The sequence below is a fragment of the Amycolatopsis rubida genome (genome assembly GCF_900115345.1).
GTDB lineage: Bacteria > Actinomycetota > Actinomycetes > Mycobacteriales > Pseudonocardiaceae > Amycolatopsis > Amycolatopsis rubida.
The window spans coordinates 153,408-171,299 of the sequence record NZ_FOWC01000005.1 but is presented as its reverse complement, the minus strand read 5'-3'; the positions used below and the strand labels follow the sequence as shown (position 1 = coordinate 171,299).

At 69.4% G+C, this 17,892-nt stretch carries 18 protein-coding genes; 12 read left to right on the top strand and 6 right to left on the bottom strand.

Annotated features, from left to right (window positions below; genetic code table 11):
* Nucleotides 1-18: 18 nt before the first annotated feature.
* On the bottom strand, nucleotides 19-624 hold the full coding sequence (locus BM362_RS21320) for an acetoacetate decarboxylase family protein (RefSeq protein WP_067579106.1): 606 nt from the start codon (nucleotides 622-624) through the stop codon (nucleotides 19-21).
* Entirely contained in the window at nucleotides 621-1,454 is an 834-nt protein-coding gene (locus tag BM362_RS21315; RefSeq protein ID WP_093574309.1) for an enoyl-CoA hydratase-related protein, read from the bottom strand. The genes BM362_RS21320 and BM362_RS21315 overlap by 4 nt, the downstream gene beginning before the upstream one ends.
* A gap of 59 nt (nucleotides 1,455-1,513) precedes the next feature.
* On the opposite strand from BM362_RS21315, the gene BM362_RS21310 reads away from it, so the two are divergent.
* From BM362_RS21310 to BM362_RS21270, 9 genes are all read left to right on the top strand, one after another.
* The gene (locus tag BM362_RS21310; RefSeq protein ID WP_093574308.1) at nucleotides 1,514-1,879 is read left to right on the top strand and encodes a VOC family protein; all 366 of its coding nucleotides are present in this window, start codon (nucleotides 1,514-1,516) and stop codon (nucleotides 1,877-1,879) included.
* A gap of 108 nt (nucleotides 1,880-1,987) precedes the next feature.
* On the top strand, nucleotides 1,988-2,779 hold the full coding sequence (locus BM362_RS21305) for a TIGR03084 family metal-binding protein (RefSeq protein ID WP_067579102.1): 792 nt from the start codon (nucleotides 1,988-1,990) through the stop codon (nucleotides 2,777-2,779).
* Nucleotides 2,776-4,470 (top strand): acyclic terpene utilization AtuA family protein, encoded by a 1,695-nt coding sequence (locus BM362_RS21300; protein ID WP_093574307.1) that lies wholly within the window; start codon nucleotides 2,776-2,778, stop codon nucleotides 4,468-4,470. Before BM362_RS21305 ends, BM362_RS21300 begins: the two co-directional genes overlap by 4 nt.
* The gene (locus BM362_RS21295; protein WP_093574306.1) at nucleotides 4,467-5,618 is read left to right on the top strand and encodes an acyl-CoA dehydrogenase family protein; all 1,152 of its coding nucleotides are present in this window, start codon (nucleotides 4,467-4,469) and stop codon (nucleotides 5,616-5,618) included. Before BM362_RS21300 ends, BM362_RS21295 begins: the two co-directional genes overlap by 4 nt.
* The gene (locus BM362_RS21290) at nucleotides 5,615-7,216 is read left to right on the top strand and encodes an acyl-CoA carboxylase subunit beta (RefSeq protein WP_167545379.1); all 1,602 of its coding nucleotides are present in this window, start codon (nucleotides 5,615-5,617) and stop codon (nucleotides 7,214-7,216) included. Before BM362_RS21295 ends, BM362_RS21290 begins: the two co-directional genes overlap by 4 nt.
* A 5-nt stretch (nucleotides 7,217-7,221) precedes the next feature.
* Nucleotides 7,222-9,174: an acetyl/propionyl/methylcrotonyl-CoA carboxylase subunit alpha gene (locus BM362_RS21285; RefSeq protein WP_093574304.1), complete on the top strand. Its 1,953-nt coding sequence runs from the start codon at nucleotides 7,222-7,224 to the stop codon at nucleotides 9,172-9,174.
* Nucleotides 9,171-10,337 carry an acyl-CoA dehydrogenase family protein gene (locus BM362_RS21280; RefSeq protein WP_093574303.1) on the top strand — a complete coding sequence of 389 codons (1,167 nt, stop codon included), beginning with the start codon at nucleotides 9,171-9,173 and terminating at the stop codon, nucleotides 10,335-10,337. The genes BM362_RS21285 and BM362_RS21280 overlap by 4 nt, the downstream gene beginning before the upstream one ends.
* 124 nt (nucleotides 10,338-10,461) lie before the next feature.
* Entirely contained in the window at nucleotides 10,462-11,067 is a 606-nt protein-coding gene (locus tag BM362_RS21275) for a TetR/AcrR family transcriptional regulator (RefSeq protein WP_067579092.1), read from the top strand.
* Nucleotides 11,068-11,169: 102 nt separating this feature from the next.
* A complete protein-coding gene (locus BM362_RS21270) occupies nucleotides 11,170-11,439 on the top strand; it encodes a hypothetical protein (protein WP_093574302.1) in 270 nt (89 codons plus the stop codon).
* Between the two features lie 635 nt (nucleotides 11,440-12,074).
* Here BM362_RS21270 and BM362_RS21265 read toward each other — a convergent pair.
* A complete protein-coding gene (locus tag BM362_RS21265; RefSeq protein WP_093574301.1) occupies nucleotides 12,075-13,046 on the bottom strand; it encodes a chitinase in 972 nt (323 codons plus the stop codon).
* 371 nt (nucleotides 13,047-13,417) lie between these two features.
* Here BM362_RS21265 and BM362_RS21260 point away from each other — a divergent pair, with 371 nt between their 5' ends.
* On the top strand, nucleotides 13,418-14,071 hold the full coding sequence (locus BM362_RS21260) for an NIPSNAP family protein (protein ID WP_093574300.1): 654 nt from the start codon (nucleotides 13,418-13,420) through the stop codon (nucleotides 14,069-14,071).
* A gap of 1 nt (nucleotide 14,072) precedes the next feature.
* On the opposite strand, the gene BM362_RS21255 is transcribed toward BM362_RS21260, so the two are convergent.
* On the bottom strand, nucleotides 14,073-14,516 hold the full coding sequence (locus BM362_RS21255) for a nucleoside deaminase (protein ID WP_067579083.1): 444 nt from the start codon (nucleotides 14,514-14,516) through the stop codon (nucleotides 14,073-14,075).
* A 79-nt stretch (nucleotides 14,517-14,595) separates the two neighbouring features.
* Between BM362_RS21255 and BM362_RS47555 the strand changes: the two genes are divergently transcribed.
* On the top strand, nucleotides 14,596-15,600 hold the full coding sequence (locus BM362_RS47555) for a helix-turn-helix transcriptional regulator (protein WP_093574482.1): 1,005 nt from the start codon (nucleotides 14,596-14,598) through the stop codon (nucleotides 15,598-15,600).
* 41 nt (nucleotides 15,601-15,641) lie between these two features.
* Here the strand turns inward: BM362_RS47555 and BM362_RS21245 are convergent, their stop codons facing one another.
* Nucleotides 15,642-15,848 carry a hypothetical protein gene (locus tag BM362_RS21245; protein WP_093574299.1) on the bottom strand — a complete coding sequence of 69 codons (207 nt, stop codon included), beginning with the start codon at nucleotides 15,846-15,848 and terminating at the stop codon, nucleotides 15,642-15,644.
* A 239-nt stretch (nucleotides 15,849-16,087) separates the two neighbouring features.
* On the opposite strand from BM362_RS21245, the gene BM362_RS49140 reads away from it, so the two are divergent.
* Nucleotides 16,088-16,426 (top strand): alcohol dehydrogenase catalytic domain-containing protein, encoded by a 339-nt coding sequence (locus BM362_RS49140; RefSeq protein WP_244287228.1) that lies wholly within the window; start codon nucleotides 16,088-16,090, stop codon nucleotides 16,424-16,426.
* A 387-nt stretch (nucleotides 16,427-16,813) separates the two neighbouring features.
* On the opposite strand, the gene BM362_RS21235 is transcribed toward BM362_RS49140, so the two are convergent.
* Nucleotides 16,814-17,419: a TetR/AcrR family transcriptional regulator gene (locus BM362_RS21235; RefSeq protein ID WP_067579077.1), complete on the bottom strand. Its 606-nt coding sequence runs from the start codon at nucleotides 17,417-17,419 to the stop codon at nucleotides 16,814-16,816.
* Nucleotides 17,420-17,892: the final 473 nt, after the last annotated feature.

Here is a 17,892-nt window from a genome sequence, read left to right as displayed (position 1 = left end):
CCCTGGCGGGTTATCCGATCACCGAGGGCAAGATCCGAAACGGAGCCTCGTCGCAGCCGGCGCCGCACTGGCCACAGGCCGTTTTCCGGCCAGATACGCCAGCGGTCCGGCCGGGTTGACCGACCAGTCCGCGGCCGCCGCGCGGGGCTTCGAACGCCACTCGACCGGGGTACGCAGCGGGCTGCCGCCGCGGTCCTGAGCGATCTCGAAGCGTACCGGGAGGGCGATCGGGAGCCCGGCGCGCGGGGTGAAGGCCGCGGTGGCGATCCAGTCGTCGGAGGTCGCCGCGGTGAAGGTGCGTCCGCCGGTGAAGGTGAAGGCCGCCAGCTCCTTCGGGATGCCCCACAGTTCGCGCCCGCCCGCGCGCGAGATCTCGCTGTCCACCCAGATGTCGGTGATCGACGCGGCGAGCCCGCGGCCGCGCACGGCGACGCAGGACAGGAGTTCGTGGTAGCTCAGCTGGCCGGACGGCAGGTAGTCGATCCAGGCGGTGAAGACGGCGGCCTGGTTGCCGAGAACGAGGGGCTCGGCGGGCAGCCGGGGCAGTTCGTCGACCGGGACCCGCCACATCGAGATGCACGCGTCGGCGGCGAGGTGCCACGGTTCGGGCGGATACTCGGTCATTCGCTGCTCCACGGCAGGTACGGCGGCAGGTCCCGGTCCACGCGCAAGGGGAATTCGGGTGCGCGTTTCTGGAGGAAGGAGGCGATGCCTTCGACGGCGTCGGGGTTCGAGCCCAGCTGGGAGATGAGCTTCGAGTCCACCTGGTGGACGTCGAAGGGCGACGGGGCCGAGGCCATCCGGTAGAGCAGCTGCCGGGTGACCGCCACCGCGACCGGGGCGGTGGTCTCGGCGATCTCCTTCGCCTTGGCCTGTGCTTGCGCGAGGACGTCGCCGGGGTCGTGGATCTGGTGGACGAGCCCGGCCTGGAGCGCTTCGCCGGGTCCGAAGAGCCGTCCGCTGACCATCCAGTCGACGGCCGCGCCCATCCCGACGAGGCGGGGGAGGAACCACGCGGACGCGCCTTCGGGGTAGATGCCGCGGCGGGTGAAGACGAAGCCGAACTTGGAGTCGCTGGAGGCGAACCGGTAGTCGCAGGACAGCGTGATGGTGATGCCCGCGCCGACGGACGCCCCGCGCAAGGCGGCGAGCACCGGTTTGTTCATGGTGAAGATCCGCTTCGACACGCGGCCGGCCGGTTCCTGCCAGTCGTCCGGCGGGCGGTCGCCGAAGTCGAAGCCGCCGGACGAGAGATCCGCTCCGACGGAGAAGTCCTTGCCGGTGGTCCCGAGCACGACCGCGCGGACGTCCTCGTCGCGGTCGGCCCGGTCGAGGGCGTGGGCGAGTTCGCCGGCCATCCGGATCGTGTAGCCGTTGCGGGCTTCGGGCCGGTCGAGCAGGACGGTCGCGACCTTGGCGGCGACCTCGTAGGCGATCTCCGCGTAGGAGTCCATGGAAGGACGGTAGGGCGCTTGTTTTCGCAGTGTCAATAGAGCTGGAGCATGCTGGGGCGATGCTGAAGGTGGGCACGGTGGTGCTGGGAGCCGAGGACCTGGAGCGCGCGGTCTCGTTCTGGAGCGCGGCGCTGGGGTATGTACGGCGGGACGACGCGACGGACTTCGTGGTGCTGCAGTCTGCTGACGACGCCGGGCCGAGGGTGGCGTTCCAGCGGAGTTCGGTGCCGGCGCAGGAGGTGCCGCGGGTGCATCTGGACCTGTACGCGGGGGACGCGACGGACCAGGCGGCGGAGGTCTCTCGGCTGGTGGAGCTGGGGGCGCGGCGGGTGGACTGGCCGCTTTACCCGGACGATCCGGATTTCGTGGTGCTGGCGGATCCGGAAGGCAACCGGTTCTGCGTGATCGACACTTCGCGCGGCTGACCGGGGTCCGTCCTGGGCAAAAACAATCAGGCGCGCTTGATTTTTCTGTCGCCAGGGGCCACGCTGGGTCCGCACGAGGTGGTGCGGCGGACGCAGGGAGGCGCAGGAATGGCTGATCTCGCGGGGATCCTCCGGGATCTCGCGGCCGAATCGCAGGCGGTCGACGACCTGGTCGCCGGGTTGCCCGCGCAGGGGTGGACGCGGCCGACGCCCGCGCCCGGCTGGAGCATCGCGCATCAGATCGCGCATCTGGCATGGACCGACGGCAAATCGCTGATCTCCGCGAGCCGGCCGGAGGACTGGCAGTCCGAGGTCGAAAACCTGTTGAGCATCGGCGAAAACTACGTCGACCAGGGTGCCGAGGACGGGGCGCAGCTGCCTCCTGACGAGTTGCTGGCGCAGTGGCGCGCGGGCCGGGCCGCGCTCGCTGAGGCGCTCGCGGCGGTGCCGGACGGGCAGAAGCTGCCGTGGTACGGCCCGCCGATGAGCGCGGCGTCCATGGCGACCGCGCGGATGATGGAAAACTGGGCGCACGGCCAGGACATCGCCGACGCGCTCGGCATCACGCGCGAGCCCACCGAACGACTGTGGCACATCGCCCGGTTCGGCACGCGCACGCGCGATTTCGCGTACAAGCTTCACTCGCTCGCGCCGCCGGCCGAGGAATTCCGGGTCGAGCTGACCGCGCCGGACGGCAGCACCTGGGCGTTCGGGCCGGAGGACGCGGAGCAGCGGCTGACCGGCAGCGCGCTCGACTTCTGCCTGGTAGCGACGCAGCGGCGGCATCCGGCGGACACTGATCTCGTCGCGACCGGCGCGGATGTCGAGGAATGGCTGGGCATCGCGCAGGCGTTCGCCGGGCCGCCCGGGGCGGGTCGCGAGCCGGGGCAGTTCGCGTGAGCGCGCCGTTGCGCGTCGGGAACGCGTCCGGGTTTTACGGCGACCGGTTCTCCGCCGTGCGGGAAATGCTGACCGGCGGCCCGCTCGACGTCCTGACCGGCGACTACCTCGCCGAGCTGACCATGCTCATCCTCGGCCGCGACCGGATGAAGGATCCGGCGCGCGGCTACGCCAAGACGTTCCTCCGGCAGATGGAGGAGAACCTCGGCCTGGCGAAGGACAAGGGCGTCCGGATCGTCGCGAACGCGGGCGGGCTCAACCCGGCCGGGCTGGCCGGCGCGTTGCGCGAATTGGCCGCGAAGCTCGGTCTCGAGGTCAGCGTCGCGCACGTCGAAGGCGACGACCTGATCGCGCGCGCCGATGAGTTCGGCTTCGGGAAACCGTTGACTGCCAACGCATATCTCGGCGCGTGGGGCATCGCGGAGTGTCTTGAGGCCGGTGCCGACATCGTGGTGACCGGGCGCGTCACGGACGCGTCGGTGATCGTCGGACCGGCGGCGGCGCACTTCGGCTGGGCCCGCGACGACTACGACGCGCTCGCCGGAGCGGTCGTGGCGGGCCACGTCATCGAATGCGGTGCGCAGGCGACCGGCGGCAACTACTCGTTCTTCCGGGACCAGCCGATCGGCGTGCCGGGATTCCCGATCGCGGAAATCCACGCGGACGGGTCCAGCGTGATCACGAAGCACCCGGACACCGGTGGCGTGGTCAACAAAGGAACCGTTACGGCGCAGCTGTTGTACGAAATCACCGGTGCGCGGTATGCGAATCCTGATGTGACGGCGCGGTTCGACACACTGTCGCTGTCGGACGACGGGCCGGACCGGGTGCGGATCAGCGGGGTTCGCGGGGAAGCGCCGCCGCCGACGTTGAAGGTGTGTCTCAACCGGCTCGGCGGCTTCCGGAACGAGACGACGTTCGTCCTTACCGGACTGGATATCGAGGAAAAAGCCGCGCTGGTAAGGGAACAGCTGGAAGGCGCACTGGCGAAGCGTCCGCCGGCCGAGGTCCGGTGGACACTCGCGCGCACTGATCACGCGGACGCCGACACCGAGGAACGCGCCAGCGCGCTGCTGCACGTCGCAGTAAAGGACGACGATCCGAAGATCGCTGGCCGCGCGTTCAGCGGAGCGGCGATCGAGCTGGCGCTCGCGAGCTACCCGGGATTCCATGTGACCGCGCCGCCTTCGGAGGCTTCGCCGTTCGGGGTGTATTCGGCGGCCTTTGTGGACGCTGCCGCGGTTCCGCACGTCGCGGTGCTGCCGGACGGGTCCAAGGTGGACATCGCGCCGGCTTCCGAGACAGGTGAACTGTCCGAAGCGGATGAACCGGCGCTGCCGGAACCCTTGCAGACGGACAAGGTGCGCCGGGTGCCGCTCGGGCTCGTCGCCGGGGCGCGCAGCGGCGACAAGGGCGGCAACGCGAACCTCGGCGTGTGGGTGCGGTCCGAGGAAGCGTGGCGCTGGCTCGTGCACCGGCTGACGGTCGGGGAATTCCGCCGTCTGCTGCCGGAAACCGAAGGACTGCCGGTCACCCGGCATCTGCTGCCGAACCTGTGGGCGATGAACTTCGTGGTCGAGGGCATTCTCGGCGACGGCGTCGCTTCGCAGGCCAGGTTCGATCCTCAGGCGAAGGCGCTCGGCGAGTGGCTGCGGGCGCGCGAACTCGACGTCCCGGAGGCGCTGCTGTGACCGTGGATCCGTTCCGCACGCCCGAACGCACCGAACTGCGCGCGACGGTGCGCCGGTTTGTGGAGAAGGATGTGCTGCCGCACCTGGACGACTGGGAGCGGGCCGGGGAACTCCCGCGCGACCTGCATCGCAAGGCAGGGCGGCTGGGCCTGCTCGGGGTCGCGTTCCCCGAATCCGCGGGCGGCGGCGACGGCAATTACCTCGACGCGCTCGTCGTCGCCGAGGAAATGCACTACGCGGGCGGGTCCGGCGGGCTGTTCGCGTCGTTGTTCACCTGCGGGATCGCGGTGCCGCACATCGTCGAGGCCGGCGATCCGGTGCAGCTCGAACGCTGGGTGCGGCCGACGCTCGAAGGCGAGAAGATCGGCTCGCTGGCGGTCACCGAACCGGACGGCGGTTCCGACGTCGCCGGGATTCGCACCACTGCGGTGCGCGAGGGCGACGAGTATGTGCTCAACGGGGCCAAGACGTTCATCACCTCCGGGTGCCGCGCGGACTTCGTGACCACAGTGGTCCGGACCGGCGAAGCGGGTGCGCACGGCCTTTCGCTGATCGTGGTCGAGCGCGGGACGCCGGGGTTCACCGTGTCGCGCAAGCTGGAAAAGATGGGCTGGGCGGCTTCGGATACTGCCGAACTGTCTTATGTGGACGCCCGGGTTCCGGCGGAGAACTTGGTCGGCGCGGAAAACAGCGGGTTCGCCCAAGTGGCCACTCAGTTCGTGACCGAACGGCTTTCGCTGGCGGTGCAAGCGTATGCGCACGCGCAGCGGGCACTGGATTTGACGCTGGACTGGTGCCGGATGCGCGAGACGTTCGGGCGTCCGCTGATCTCGCGGCAGCTGGTGCAGCACAAGCTCACCGAGATGGCCTGCAAGGTGGACGTCGCGCGGACGTACGCCCGGCAGGTCGCGCTCCGGCACGTGTCCGGCGAAGAAGTGATCGCCGAGGCGTGCTTCGCGAAGAACACCGCGGTGCGGGCCGCCGAATGGGTCGTGAACGAGGCGGTGCAGCTGCACGGCGGGCTCGGCTACATGCGCGAGTCCGAAGTGGAACGGCACTACCGCGACGTCCGCATTCTCGGCATCGGCGGCGGCACCACCGAAATCCTGACCGGACTGGCCGCGAAGCGATTGGGATACACCGCATGACCACTATCAGGTCCACAGTGGACACCCGGGCCGACGAGTTCGCCGCGAACCGCGAGGCGATGCTGGACAAGCTCGCGGAGATCGACGCCGAACAGGCCAAGGCGGTCGCCGGCGGCGGGGAAAAGTACGTCGAACGCCACCGCAAGCGCGGGAAGCTGCTGGCGCGCGAGCGGATCGAATTGCTGCTGGACGAGGATTCGCCGTTCCTGGAATTGTCGCCGCTGGCCGCGTGGGGTTCGGACTACAAGGTCGGCGCGAGCGTGATCACCGGGATCGGTGTCGTGGAAGGCGTCGAATGCCTGATCTCGGCGAGCGACCCAACGGTCAAGGGCGGTGCGAGCAATCCGTGGACGACCAAGAAGTCGTTCCGGGCGGCGGACATCGCGGCGCAGAACCGGCTCCCGGTGATCAACCTGGTCGAGTCCGGCGGCGCGGATCTTCCGACACAGAAGGAAATCTTCATTCCCGGCGGCCGCGTCTTCCGCGATCTGACGAGGTCCTCGGCGGCGAAGGTGCCGACCGTCGCGCTGGTGTTCGGCAACTCCACCGCGGGCGGCGCGTATCTGCCGGGCATGTCCGACTACGTCGTGATGGTGAAGGAACGCGCGAAGGTGTTCCTCGGCGGACCGCCGCTGGTCAAGATGGCGACCGGCGAGGAATCCGACGACGAATCCCTCGGCGGCGCGGAAATGCACGCGCGGACGTCCGGGCTCGCCGACTACCTCGCGGTCGACGAGGAGGACGCGATCCGGCTCGGCCGCGGCATCATCAAGCGGCTCAACTGGACCAAGCAGGGTCCGGCCCCCAAACCGGGCTACGCCGAGCCGCTGTTCGACGCCGAAGACCTGCTCGGCATCGTGCCGGCCGACTTGAAGATCCCGTTCGACCCGCGCGAGGTGATCGCGCGGGTCGTGGACGGTTCGGACTTCGACGAGTTCAAGCCGCTGTACGGGCCGAGCCTGGTCACCGGCTGGGCGGACATCCACGGGTACCCGGTGGGAATCCTGGCCAACGCCCAAGGCGTGCTGTTCGGCGAGGAATCGCAGAAGGCCGCGCAGTTCATCCAGCTGGCCAACCAGATCGACACGCCGCTGGTGTTCCTGCACAACACGACCGGTTACATGGTCGGCAAGGAATACGAGCAGAGCGGCATCATCAAGCACGGCGCGCTGATGATCAACGCGGTCTCGAACTCGAAGGTGCCGCATCTGTCCGTCCTCATGGGAGCGTCCTACGGGGCCGGGCACTACGGGATGTGCGGCCGGGCCTACGATCCGCAGTTCCTGTTCGCATGGCCGAGCGCGAAATCCGCGGTGATGGGGCCGGCGCAGCTGGCCGGTGTGCTGTCCATTGTGGCCCGTGCCGCGGCGGCGAGCCGGGGCCAGGAATACAGCGAGGAAAACGACGCCGCGATGCGCGCCATGGTGGAAAACCAGATCGAGGCGGAATCGATGCCGATGTTCCTCTCCGGCATGCTTTACGACGACGGCATCATCGACCCGCGCGACACCCGCACGGTGCTCGGGCTGAGCCTGTCGGCGATCCACAACGGACCAGTCAACGGCGTCGAAGGCGGCTTCGGCGTCTTCCGGATGTGAGGGCCATGATCCAGAATCTGCTGGTCGCCAACCGGGGCGAAATCGCCCGTCGCGTGTTCCGCAGCTGCCGGGACGCCGGAATCGGCACAGTCGCGGTGTTCTCCGACGCGGACGCCGGAGCGCCGCACGCGCGGGAAGCCGACGTCGCCGTCCGGCTGCCGGGCAACGCGCCGGGCGAGACGTATCTGCGCGGCGAACTGATCGTCAAAGCCGCGGCGGACACCGGCGCCGACGCGGTCCATCCCGGGTACGGCTTCCTGTCCGAGAACGCCGGTTTCGCCCGCGCGGTGCTCGACGCCGGGCTGACCTGGATCGGCCCGCCGCCCGCGGCGATCGAGACCATGGGCTCCAAAGTGGAGTCGAAACGCCTGATGGCCGCTGCCGGGGTTCCGGTGTTGTCCGAATTGGACCCGGCATCAGTGACTGGGGCGGATCTTCCGTTGCTGGTCAAGGCTTCCGCCGGGGGCGGCGGTCGCGGCATGCGCGTGGTCCGCTCGCTGGACGAACTGGCCGAGGCGGTCGAGAGCGCTCGCGCGGAAGCGGGATCGGCGTTCGGCGACCCGACGGTGTTCTGCGAGCGGTACCTCGAAACCGGACGGCACATCGAGGTCCAGGTGCTCGCCGACTCGCACGGCACCGTCTGGGCGGTGGGGGAGCGGGAGTGCTCCATCCAGCGGCGGCACCAGAAGGTGGTCGAGGAAGCGCCGTCGCCCGTTGTGGACGATGCCATGCGGGCCGAGTTGTTCGAGGCGGCGCGCAAGGCCGCGCAGGCGATCGACTACGTCGGCGCGGGAACCGTCGAATTCCTGGCCGGCCCGGACGGCCGGTTCTACTTCCTGGAGATGAACACGCGGCTGCAGGTCGAGCATCCGGTGACCGAGAACGTCACCGGACTGGATCTGGTGGCGTTGCAGCTTTCGGTGGCCGAAGGTGCTCGGTTGCCCGCCGAACCGCCTGCTGCCAACGGACATTCGATCGAAGTTCGCCTGTACGCGGAAGACCCGTCGGCCGGATGGCAGCCGCAGAGCGGAACGCTGCACACCTTCGAAGTGTCCGGAGTGGACCGCGAGTTCACCCACGGTTCCGGACTGCGCCTGGACTCCGGCGTGGAATCCGGCTCGGTGATCGGCGTGCACTACGACCCGATGCTGGCGAAGGTCATCACATGGGCGCCCACGCGGGCGGAAGCCGCGCGCCGGCTCGCCGGTGCGTTGGCCTGCGCGAAGATCCACGGCGTGGTGACCAACCGCGATCTGCTGGTCCGGATCCTGCGCCACGAAGCTTTCCTCGCCGGAGAAACGGATACCGCGTTCTTCGACCGGCACGGACTGGACATTTTGGCCGCTCCCCTGGCCACGGCGGACGCCGAACGCTGGTCCGCACTGGCTGCCGCACTGGCCGACGCCGCCGGAAACCGGGCTTCCGCGACCACCCTGGGACGACTGCCCAGCGGCTGGCGCAACGTCCGCTCCGCCGGTCAACGCAAGGTATTCGCCAAGGGAGACAACCGTTACGAGGTCGTCTATTCGCTGGCTCGCGACGGGCTGCGTGCCGAGGGCTACGACGACGTCGTCTTGGTCGCCGCTACGCCGGAACAAGTGGTCCTCGACATCGCCGGAGTGCGCCGGACCTTCGCGGTCGCCCGGTATGGTTCGGTGTCCTATGTGGATTCGCCGCTGGGTTCGGTCGCACTGACCGCCGAGCCGCGGTTCGCCGATCCGGATTCGGCACTGGCGGCGGGCTCCCTGCTCGCGCCGATGCCGGGCACGGTCGTGCGGCTCGCGGTGTCCGCGGGGGACAGTGTGCGGGCGGGCGATCCGTTGCTGTGGCTGGAAGCGATGAAGATGGAACACCGGATCTCGGCCCCGGCGGACGGCGTGGTCGCCGAACTGCCGGTCGAGGCCGGGCAGCAGGTCGAGGTAGGCGCGGTGCTGGCTGTGGTGGGAGAAACCGAATGAACGCGATGAACTTCGTCGAGCCCGAGGAGCGGGTGGCGCTGCGGAAGGCCGCGGCCGACCTGGCGGGCAAGTACGGACACGAGTATTACGCGAAGAAGGCTCGCGCGGGCGAGAAGACCGACGAGCTGTGGAACGAAGCCGGACGGCTCGGCTACCTTGGCGTGAACCTGCCGGAGGAGTACGGCGGCGGGGGAGCCGGGATCGCCGATCTCGCCGCGGTGCTGGAGGAATTCGCGGCCGCGGGCTCGCCGCTGCTGCTGATGGTGGTGTCGCCGGCGATCGTCGGAACGGTGCTGTCGCGCTTCGGCACGCCGGACCAGAAGAAGCAGTGGCTGCCGGGAATCGCGGACGGCAGCAAGAAGATCGTGTTCGCGATCACCGAACCGGACGCCGGATCCAACTCGCACAAGATCACGACGACCGCCCGCCGAGACGGCGGCGACTGGGTGTTGTCCGGGCGCAAGGTATACATCTCGGGCGTCGACGAGGCGGACGCGGTGCTCGTCGTCGGCCGCACCGAGGACGCGAAGACCGGACGCCTGAAGCCGGCGCTGTTCGTGGTGCCGACGGACACGCCCGGGTTCGAGTTCACGAAAATCGACATGGACATCGTCGCGCCGGAAAACCAGTTCTCGTTGTTCCTGGACGACGTGCGGCTGCCCGCGGAAGCCCTGGTGGGCGAGGAGGACGCGGCGATCGCGCAGCTGTTCGCGGGCCTGAACCCGGAACGCATCATGGGCGCGTCGTTCTCGCTGGGCACCGCGAGGTACGCCCTGGACAAGGCGGTCGGCTACGCCAACGAACGGCGGGTGTGGGGCGCGCCGATCGGGTCGCACCAGGGGCTGGCGCATCCGCTCGCGCAGGTGAAAATCGAGCTTGAGCTGGCGAAACTGATGACTCAGAAGGCCGCCTCGCTGTACGACTCGGGCGATGATTTCGCCTCCGGGGAGTCGGCGAACATGGCGAAATACGCGGCGGCGGAGGCTGCGATCCGGGCGGTCGACCAGGCAGTGCAAACCCACGGCGGAAACGGTTTGGCGACCGAATACGGCCTGGGAAGCCTGGTGACGGCCGTGCGGCTGGGCCGGATCGCGCCGGTGAGCCGCGAGATGGTGCTGAATTTCGTGGGGCAGCACAGCCTTGGGCTGCCGAAGTCGTACTGAGCAGCGGTGACGCCATGAGGCCTGATCGGAGGTGCGTGAGGGTTGCCCTGAGGGAATCAGATTCCCGCAGGGTCCCCCTCACGGACTTTTACGGGAGCGGGCTGGCTGGGGCAGGTGCGGCCTGATGCTCCGCGAACCGCAACAAGAACGCAGCCGCACCACCCGGCGGCGGCTGATCGAAGCCGCGATGGACTGCATCGGGGAGCGGGGCTGGCACGGGGTGACCGTCGCGGTCATCGCGGAGCGGGCCGGGGTTTCCCGAGGCGCCGCGCAGCACCACTTCCCGACCCGGGAATCGCTGGTCGCCGCGGCGGTCGAGCTGCTCGGCGAGGCTCAGCTGGACGAACTGCGCACGCGCGCGGCCGGGTCGCCGGGCGGGTCGTCGCGGATCGAGTGGGTCGTCGAGATGCTGCTGACCCTCTACACCGGGCCGATGTTCCGTGCCGCGTTGCAGCTGTGGGCCGTCGCGTCGACGGACGAGCAGTTGCGCGACGTGCTCGTGCCGCTGGAGGCGCGCGTCGGTCGGGAGGCGCACCGGGTCGCGGTCGAGCTGCTCGGGGTCGACGAGGCACAGCCGGGCGTGCGCGAACTGGTCCAGGCCACCCTCGACCTCGGGCGCGGGCTCGGCCTCGCCAACCTGCTCACCGACGACACCCGCCGCCGCGAGCAGATCGTGCGCGAGTGGGCCCGGACGCTCGAATCCCGCCTGGCGGGAACTGAACAGGTCTAGTCCTCGGCACATTCCCGAATTGCTACAGTGTGGTTGTTAACACATTCGGCCCAACGGGCGATAACGTTGAGTAAGTAGCCCACGAGGAAGAAGGCGATCCCGGTGTCCGGTGCAGAAGGGGCGACCGTCGAGCTGACCCATCGAGCGATGGCCATGCTCAAGGCGGTCGCGCAGCAGCGCGCGGAGATGTCCACCAGCTGTGAGCCCGACCTGTTCGTCGACGGTTTCGCTTGCTGCGACCAGATGACCGCGCACGCGCTCGCCAAGGGCGGCTACGTCCGTCCGGGCACGGGCTCCGCTGCCGTCGGCCGGGTTCCCGCCGAGCTGACCGAGGCTGGCGTGGCCGCGCTGTCGGTGACGGCTGCGGCCTGATCTTCACTCGTTCAGCCTAATACATGCACATAGTGTGACGGTCGGCGGAACGGGGACCTCCCGGGCGGGAAGGTCCCCGTCGCCGTGTTCCGGCAGCCGGATGACGGGCGGGCGCGCCTCTCGTGAGACGGATGGTTCAGTCCATCCAGACGTCGGTCGGCAGGCGCGCGAGGTTCAGCCGGGCGGTGGCTGATTCGTTCAGCCGGACCGCTGGCAACTTGGCTCCGGCCAGCCGGACTGCCGCCACCTCGGCCAAGCTGGCCGAACTGCTGCCAGCCGGACTCGGCTCGGCGGAACCGCTGCTGGTCCGCGGTGAGGCTGGCCGAATCGCTGCCAGCCCACTCTGGAGGCTGGTTCGAGCCGCTGCCAGCTCGCTCCGAGACTGGTCGAGCCACCGCCAGCCCACTTCGAGACCGGCCGAACCAACTGCCTGCTCACCTGGAAGACTGGCCAAATCACCGCCGGTCCGCTTCGAGACCGGTCGGACCGCTGTCAGTTCACTTCGAGACCGGCCGAACCAACTGCCTGCTCACCTCGAAGACTGGCCAAATCACCGCCGGTCCGCTCCGAGACCGGCCGAACCAACTGCCTGCTCGCTCCGAGACCGGCCGAACCGCCGCCAGTCCGCCCAAGGATCAGCCGTTGTACCCGGCCACCACCTTCGTGAACGCGTAGCTCTCCTGGTCGATCCCGCTGCAGCCGCCGCAGTCCCGGTTCGTCGCCCAGAACGTGACGCGGCCAAGGTGGTGTTCCGCGGCCCAGTCGCGGATCGCGGTGAAGTCCGCGACGGACACGACCTCGCCCGCCCGGTCGGTCTTGCCGTTCATCGACGACAGCCCGGCGCGGCGGTAGGCGGTCGCGTCGTCCCAGCCGAACGTCGACTTCAGCTCCCCGACCAGGCCGTCCACCGCGGATTTCGTCATCGCGACCATGTCGCCGCCGTCGGAGAAGTCGAACGGCATCAGCGACCACACGTCGACGTCCGCGCCCAGCGCCTTCGCCTGCGCGAGCAGCCGCTTGCCCCAGTCGTTCGGGCCCTGCGGCGTGGTGCCCATGGTGATCACGACCCGCACGTTCGGGTTCTTCTCCTTGACGATCTTGACCGCGCCGAGGATCCGGTCCTGCACGGCCGCGTTCTCGAACTCGTCGGTGTTCTCGATGTCGAGGTCGATCGCCTTGAGGCCGTAGGCGTCGATCACCTGCTGGTACGCGCCGGCCAGTTCCTCCGGCGACCCGCAGTTCGGGCCCAGTTTGTTGCCCTGCCAGCCGCCGAACGACGGGATCACGTCGCCGCCCGCGGAGCGGATCTTCTGGATCATCGCGGCGTCGGTCCCGTCGAGCGGGCGGTTGCCGTCCCAGGCGGGTGTGCAGCCGCCGCCGGAAAGCATGAACGCGAGGGTGAACGCGCTGACGCCGGTCGCGTCCATCGCGGCGGACGGATCGCTCTGGCCGCCCCATTGGTACAGATACGGCGCCGCGAGTACCGGGTCTCCCGCGGCTGCGGCGGTGCCGGTCGCGGTGGACAAAGCGGCACCGGCGGCGAGCGCCAGTACGCCGAGCCGTCCGGCGAGCTTCCGGCGGGAAGTGGTGCGGCGCAAGGATTTCATGGGTCCTCCAACGGGGGAAACGCGCACCCGGCGGCACGCGTCATCGGAGCACCTGGCGAAGCCGGACGTGGCGGCGGCGCCCCGCAGGCACTCGGGGGAGTGTGTGCGCAGTCACAATGGACTAGACCATTGAGACGTGTCAAGACAGGGGCGGGAGTGGGAAAAAACCTCACTGAGGGTGTCGAGGTCGCCGGGGATATTCGGGAGTGCCGGTGAGCGGGACTATCGGGAAGCCGTGCGGGGACGGGAGGGCAAACGACGCGGGCGCGAAACCGTCCGGCGTGCGCCGCCGGACCGCTGTGTCACGCTGGAATGGCGCCCCGGTCGTCGGCGCCCCCGGAGCGGCCGATCCTCGAACGAACGGGAGCGTCATGACCGAACCGGTCCGGATCAGCGGAGCCGACGTCGCCCCGGAGCAGCAGGCTGTCCGGTACGAGCTGGCGATCCTGTCGTTCCAGCTGCTCGACGGGCCGAAAGCCGCCGAGGGCGTGCTGCCGTGGGTCGAGGGGCACGGCGAACTGCTCGGCTGCTGGCAGACGGAGAACGGCCCGCTCGGCAGGCTGGTCGTGCTGCGCGGATTCGAGAATCAGCAAGCGCTGGACGAGGAACGGATGCGGGCCCGCCACAGCCGTAAGCCGTTCGGCGGCGGCTATTTGACAGATCTGTCGCTGCGGAGTTTCGCGCCGTTCCCGTTCGTTCCGCCGGTGCGGCCGGGAAAGTACGGTTCGGTGTACGAGATCCGCGACTACCACCTCCGTCCGGGCGGGCTGACCGCGACGATCGGCGGCTGGCGCGAAGCCTTGCCCGCGCGGCATGTGCTCGATCCGCTGACTGTGGTGATGTACGCGCTCGACGGGCCGGACCGGATCATCCAGATCTGGCCGTTCGCGAGCCTGGACGAACGGCTCGCGATTCGCCGGGACCTCTACGCGAAGGGAATGTGGCCGCCGCCGGGTGCGCCGGAGGAGATTCTCGACGCGGACTCGATCATCGCGCTGCCGACGGAGTTTTCGCCGCTGGCTTGAGTTACGTCGGTTCGCCGATGTCTTCGAACCACAGGGCCGGTGCCCGTTCGATGAATTCCGTCATCAGGGCGACGCAGGCGGGGTCGTCGAGCAGGTCGACGCGGACGCCGTGTTCGGCGAGCCAGCCGTGGCCGCCGGTGAAGGTGCGGGATTCGCCGATCACCACGTGCGGGATGCCGAATTGCCGGACCAGCCCGCTGCAATACCAGCACGGCGACAGCGTGGTGACCATGATCGTGTCGCGGTAGTGCGGGCGGCGGCCTGCGGCGCGGAACGCGGCGGTTTCGGCGTGCAGGGACGGGTCGCCGTCCTGGACGCGGCGGTTGTGGCCGCGGCCGAGCAGCTTCCCGTCGCGGTCGAACAGGGCCGCGCCGATCGGCACGCCGCCCTCGGCTTTTCCGGCTTCCGCCTCTTCGCGGGCGACAGCGAGCAGGTCGTCGAGCATGCGTCACTTTCGCACGGCGCGGCGAGGTCCCGGCGATCGAGGGCCGGAGCTGTCCGCGAAGCGTGGCAGAGTGCTCGGCATGTACGGAACCTCCGAACGCCTGTTGCGCCTGCTCTCGCTGCTGCAGGCGCGCCGCGACTGGCCTGGTCCGGACCTCGCGGGCCGGCTGGGGGTCGACATCCGGACGATCCGCCGCGACATCGAACGGCTGCGGCAGCTCGGCTATCCGGTGCACGCGACGCCCGGGGCCGCGGGCGGGTACCGGCTGGGCTCCGGCGCGGCGCTCCCGCCGCTGCTGCTGGACGACGACGAGGCGGTCGCGGTGGCGGTCGGCCTGCGCACGGCGGCGAACGGCACCGTGTCGGGCATCGAGGAGACGTCCGTGCGGGCGTTGGCGAAGCTCGAACAGGTGCTGCCCGCGCGGCTGCGGCACCGGGTGCGGGCGATGGACTCGGCGCTGGTCCGGATGCCGGGACGCGGGCCGATGATCGACGCGGAGCTGCTCACCGTGGTGGCCGCGGCCTGCCGGGACAACGAACGGCTGCGGTTCACCTACGGCACTCAGGCGGGCGACGTGGCCGAGCGCGACGTGGAACCGTTGCGGCTCGTACACACCGGCTGGCGCTGGTACCTTGTCGCGTGGGACCTCGGCCGCGACGACTGGCGCACCTTCCGGCTGGACCGCATCGACGGTCTTCCGACGCCGAGTTTCCGTTTCACGCCAAGGGAACCGCCGGCCGAAGACCTGGCCGCTTATGTGTCGAGCCGGATCGCGACCGCGCCGTATCCGCACATCGTGACGCTGCGCGTGTCGGCTCCGGCGGAAGCGCTGGCGGCGCGGGTTGCCCCGACAACTGCGGTGATCGAGCCGATCGACGACGAAACCTGCCGGTTGCGCACCGGTGCGAAAACCTTCGACTACATTCCGTTCTACCTGGCGCAGTGGGAATTCGACTTCGTGGTGGAGGACGCGCCACCGGAATTGCTGGACCGGCTGGAGCACATCGCGGAACGATTCGCGCGGGCGACGTCAGGCCGGAATTCCGCCGGTGGCGACGGCGAGCAAATCCGCGACGGCAGCTGACCGTGCCTCGGGAAAACCGCTGCCGGCACGGTGTTCCTCAGTCATTCAGCGTTCGGTGGCCAGCCGGGCTGTTTCGGGGTCAATGCCCCGGATTGGCCGCGATCACCGTCGCTCGGCGCAGCAGGAATTCGCGTGGACGGAATACGTGCGGCGGCGAAGGCGGCCAGCAGCGTTGGCAGCGCGGGCGGGACGGCGCCGGTCGCGGTGACGAATTCGGTTTCCAGGTGCTGGCTGCCGCCGAACAGCACTTCCCGCTTGTCCGCGAACCAGCGGTAGAACGACGGCTCGACGAGGTGCGCGCTGTGCGATCTGCGCGACTGTCGTAGCTCTGTTCCTCGAACAACGCCAGCGCGGCCTGCTTGAGCCGGTTCCGGGTGTTGCCCTCCCATCGCGCTACGCGGCCAGAGTGATGACAGCAGATGCTGTCATCACTCACGAGGAGACAGCCAGATGCGCACCCTACGGCACTGCGGTCCAGGCATGCGGCGTGAACCCGGCGGACTGGGCGTTGTGCGAGGGCCTGTTCGCCGGTGACCTGCCGCGGGGGATCGGCCTGGAGGTGTCCGGCACGGTCGACGCGCTCGGCGAAGGCGTGACTGGAGTCGAGGCTGGCGACCTGGTTTTCGGCACCGCGCCGTTCACCGGGGCGTCTGAGCAGGCGCTGCCCGACACGTGGTTCCCCCGGCCGGACGCACGCAGCGGCTTTGCCGATGACAGTCGGAACGGCTTACGCGGCACTGAACGCACTCGGCTCCGGCACCTTGCTCGTGCACCACCATCGGGTTCGCCGCGGCACAGATCGCGCTCCTGCGCGGGGCGCGTGTGATCGTCACCGCGGGCGAAACGCACGCCGCTGCGCTTCGCTCGGCCGGTGCGGAAGTCACCGGCTACCGGGACGGAATCGCCGAACGCGTGACGGCGCTGGCCGGTCGATCGCGTGCTGGCCGCGGCGCCGTTCAGCGGCAAGGTGGCCGAACTCGTCCGCACGGTCATGCTGACGCCCGACCTCGGCTCGGACTAGCCCGGGGTCCAGACCATTTGTCAGTTCGGGCGCTCAGCCGCGCTACGACATTCCCGGCGAGTTCGCGTGGCTCGCCGCGGCGGAAGGACGGTTTTCGATTCCGGTGTCCCGGGTCTTCCCGCTGGACGACGGGCGGGCCGTGCTCGAACTGAGCCAGTCGCGGCAGGCTCGGGGCAAGCTGGTGCTGGCGGTCTAACTCGCGCCGAGCATGCGGAGGACGAGTTCGCCGTACTCCTTGCCGAGTTCGGCGGGCGTCTGCCGGGTCCGTTCGCTGTACCAGCGCGCGACGTCGACGCCCAGCGACAGCACCGCGCGCGCCGCGATCCCGACGTCGCCGACGGTGAACGCGCCGGACTCGACCCCGTCGGCGATCACCTCGCGCACGCGCTGCTCGATCTTCCGCCGAAGCTGCGCGACGATCTGGTATTCCTTCTCCGGCAACGCATTCAGCTCGTACTGCACGACCCGCGCGACGGTGTGCCGTCGCGCGTGCCAGGCGACGAAATCCTCGACGAGCAACCGCATCCGCTCCATCGGGCCGGTGACGCGCCCGAGGACGTCCTCGACGAGGGCGAGCGTCTGCTCGTGACCGTTGCGGCTGATCGCGAAAAGCAGCGCGGCCTTGGAGGGGAAGTGCACGTACAGTGCGGCCGGGCTCATCCCCGCCGCGCCGGCGATGTCCCGCGTGGTGGTGGCGTGGTAGCCGCGCTCGGCGAACGACTCCACCCCGGCGAGCATCAGCCGGCGCGCGGTCTCAGGCTGCACGTCGGGCCACAGGTCGGCCGAGAGCGTGGTCATCCGGCGATCCTCCTCTAGTCCCGCGCCGGCCGGTGAGTCCGCCCGTCGGGCTTCATTGTAAGCGCTCGCTCAGTGGAGGAATCCGGTGATGCATCCCGCACTCGGGGATGTCCTGCCGATGAGCAAAGCCGAGCCACGTGACTGCGGCCGGCAAAATAGCGCTTTTGCTGGTCGCGGGCTCGCATTGTGCAGTCGCTGGAGCCAGCCGCCGGGGTGCCGGAATCAAGGTCGATCGGGGCTGAACTGCGGCATTGGCCGGGTGTATACAGCGGCGGCGGCTCGGGTCGCAGCAGCGCGTTCGGTCCAGGCCGTGAGCTGTGCCGGGGGAGCTTCGTGCCAAGCCTGACCGTGGCAGGCGCGGTACGCGGCGTCCATCGTGCGCCGGTGACGGACATGGTCGTGATGCCGCTTCGGCGGGCGCGGTCGGGTCTTCCAGGAGTTCGATCAAGACCTGGAGGGGAAGACCAGCCACG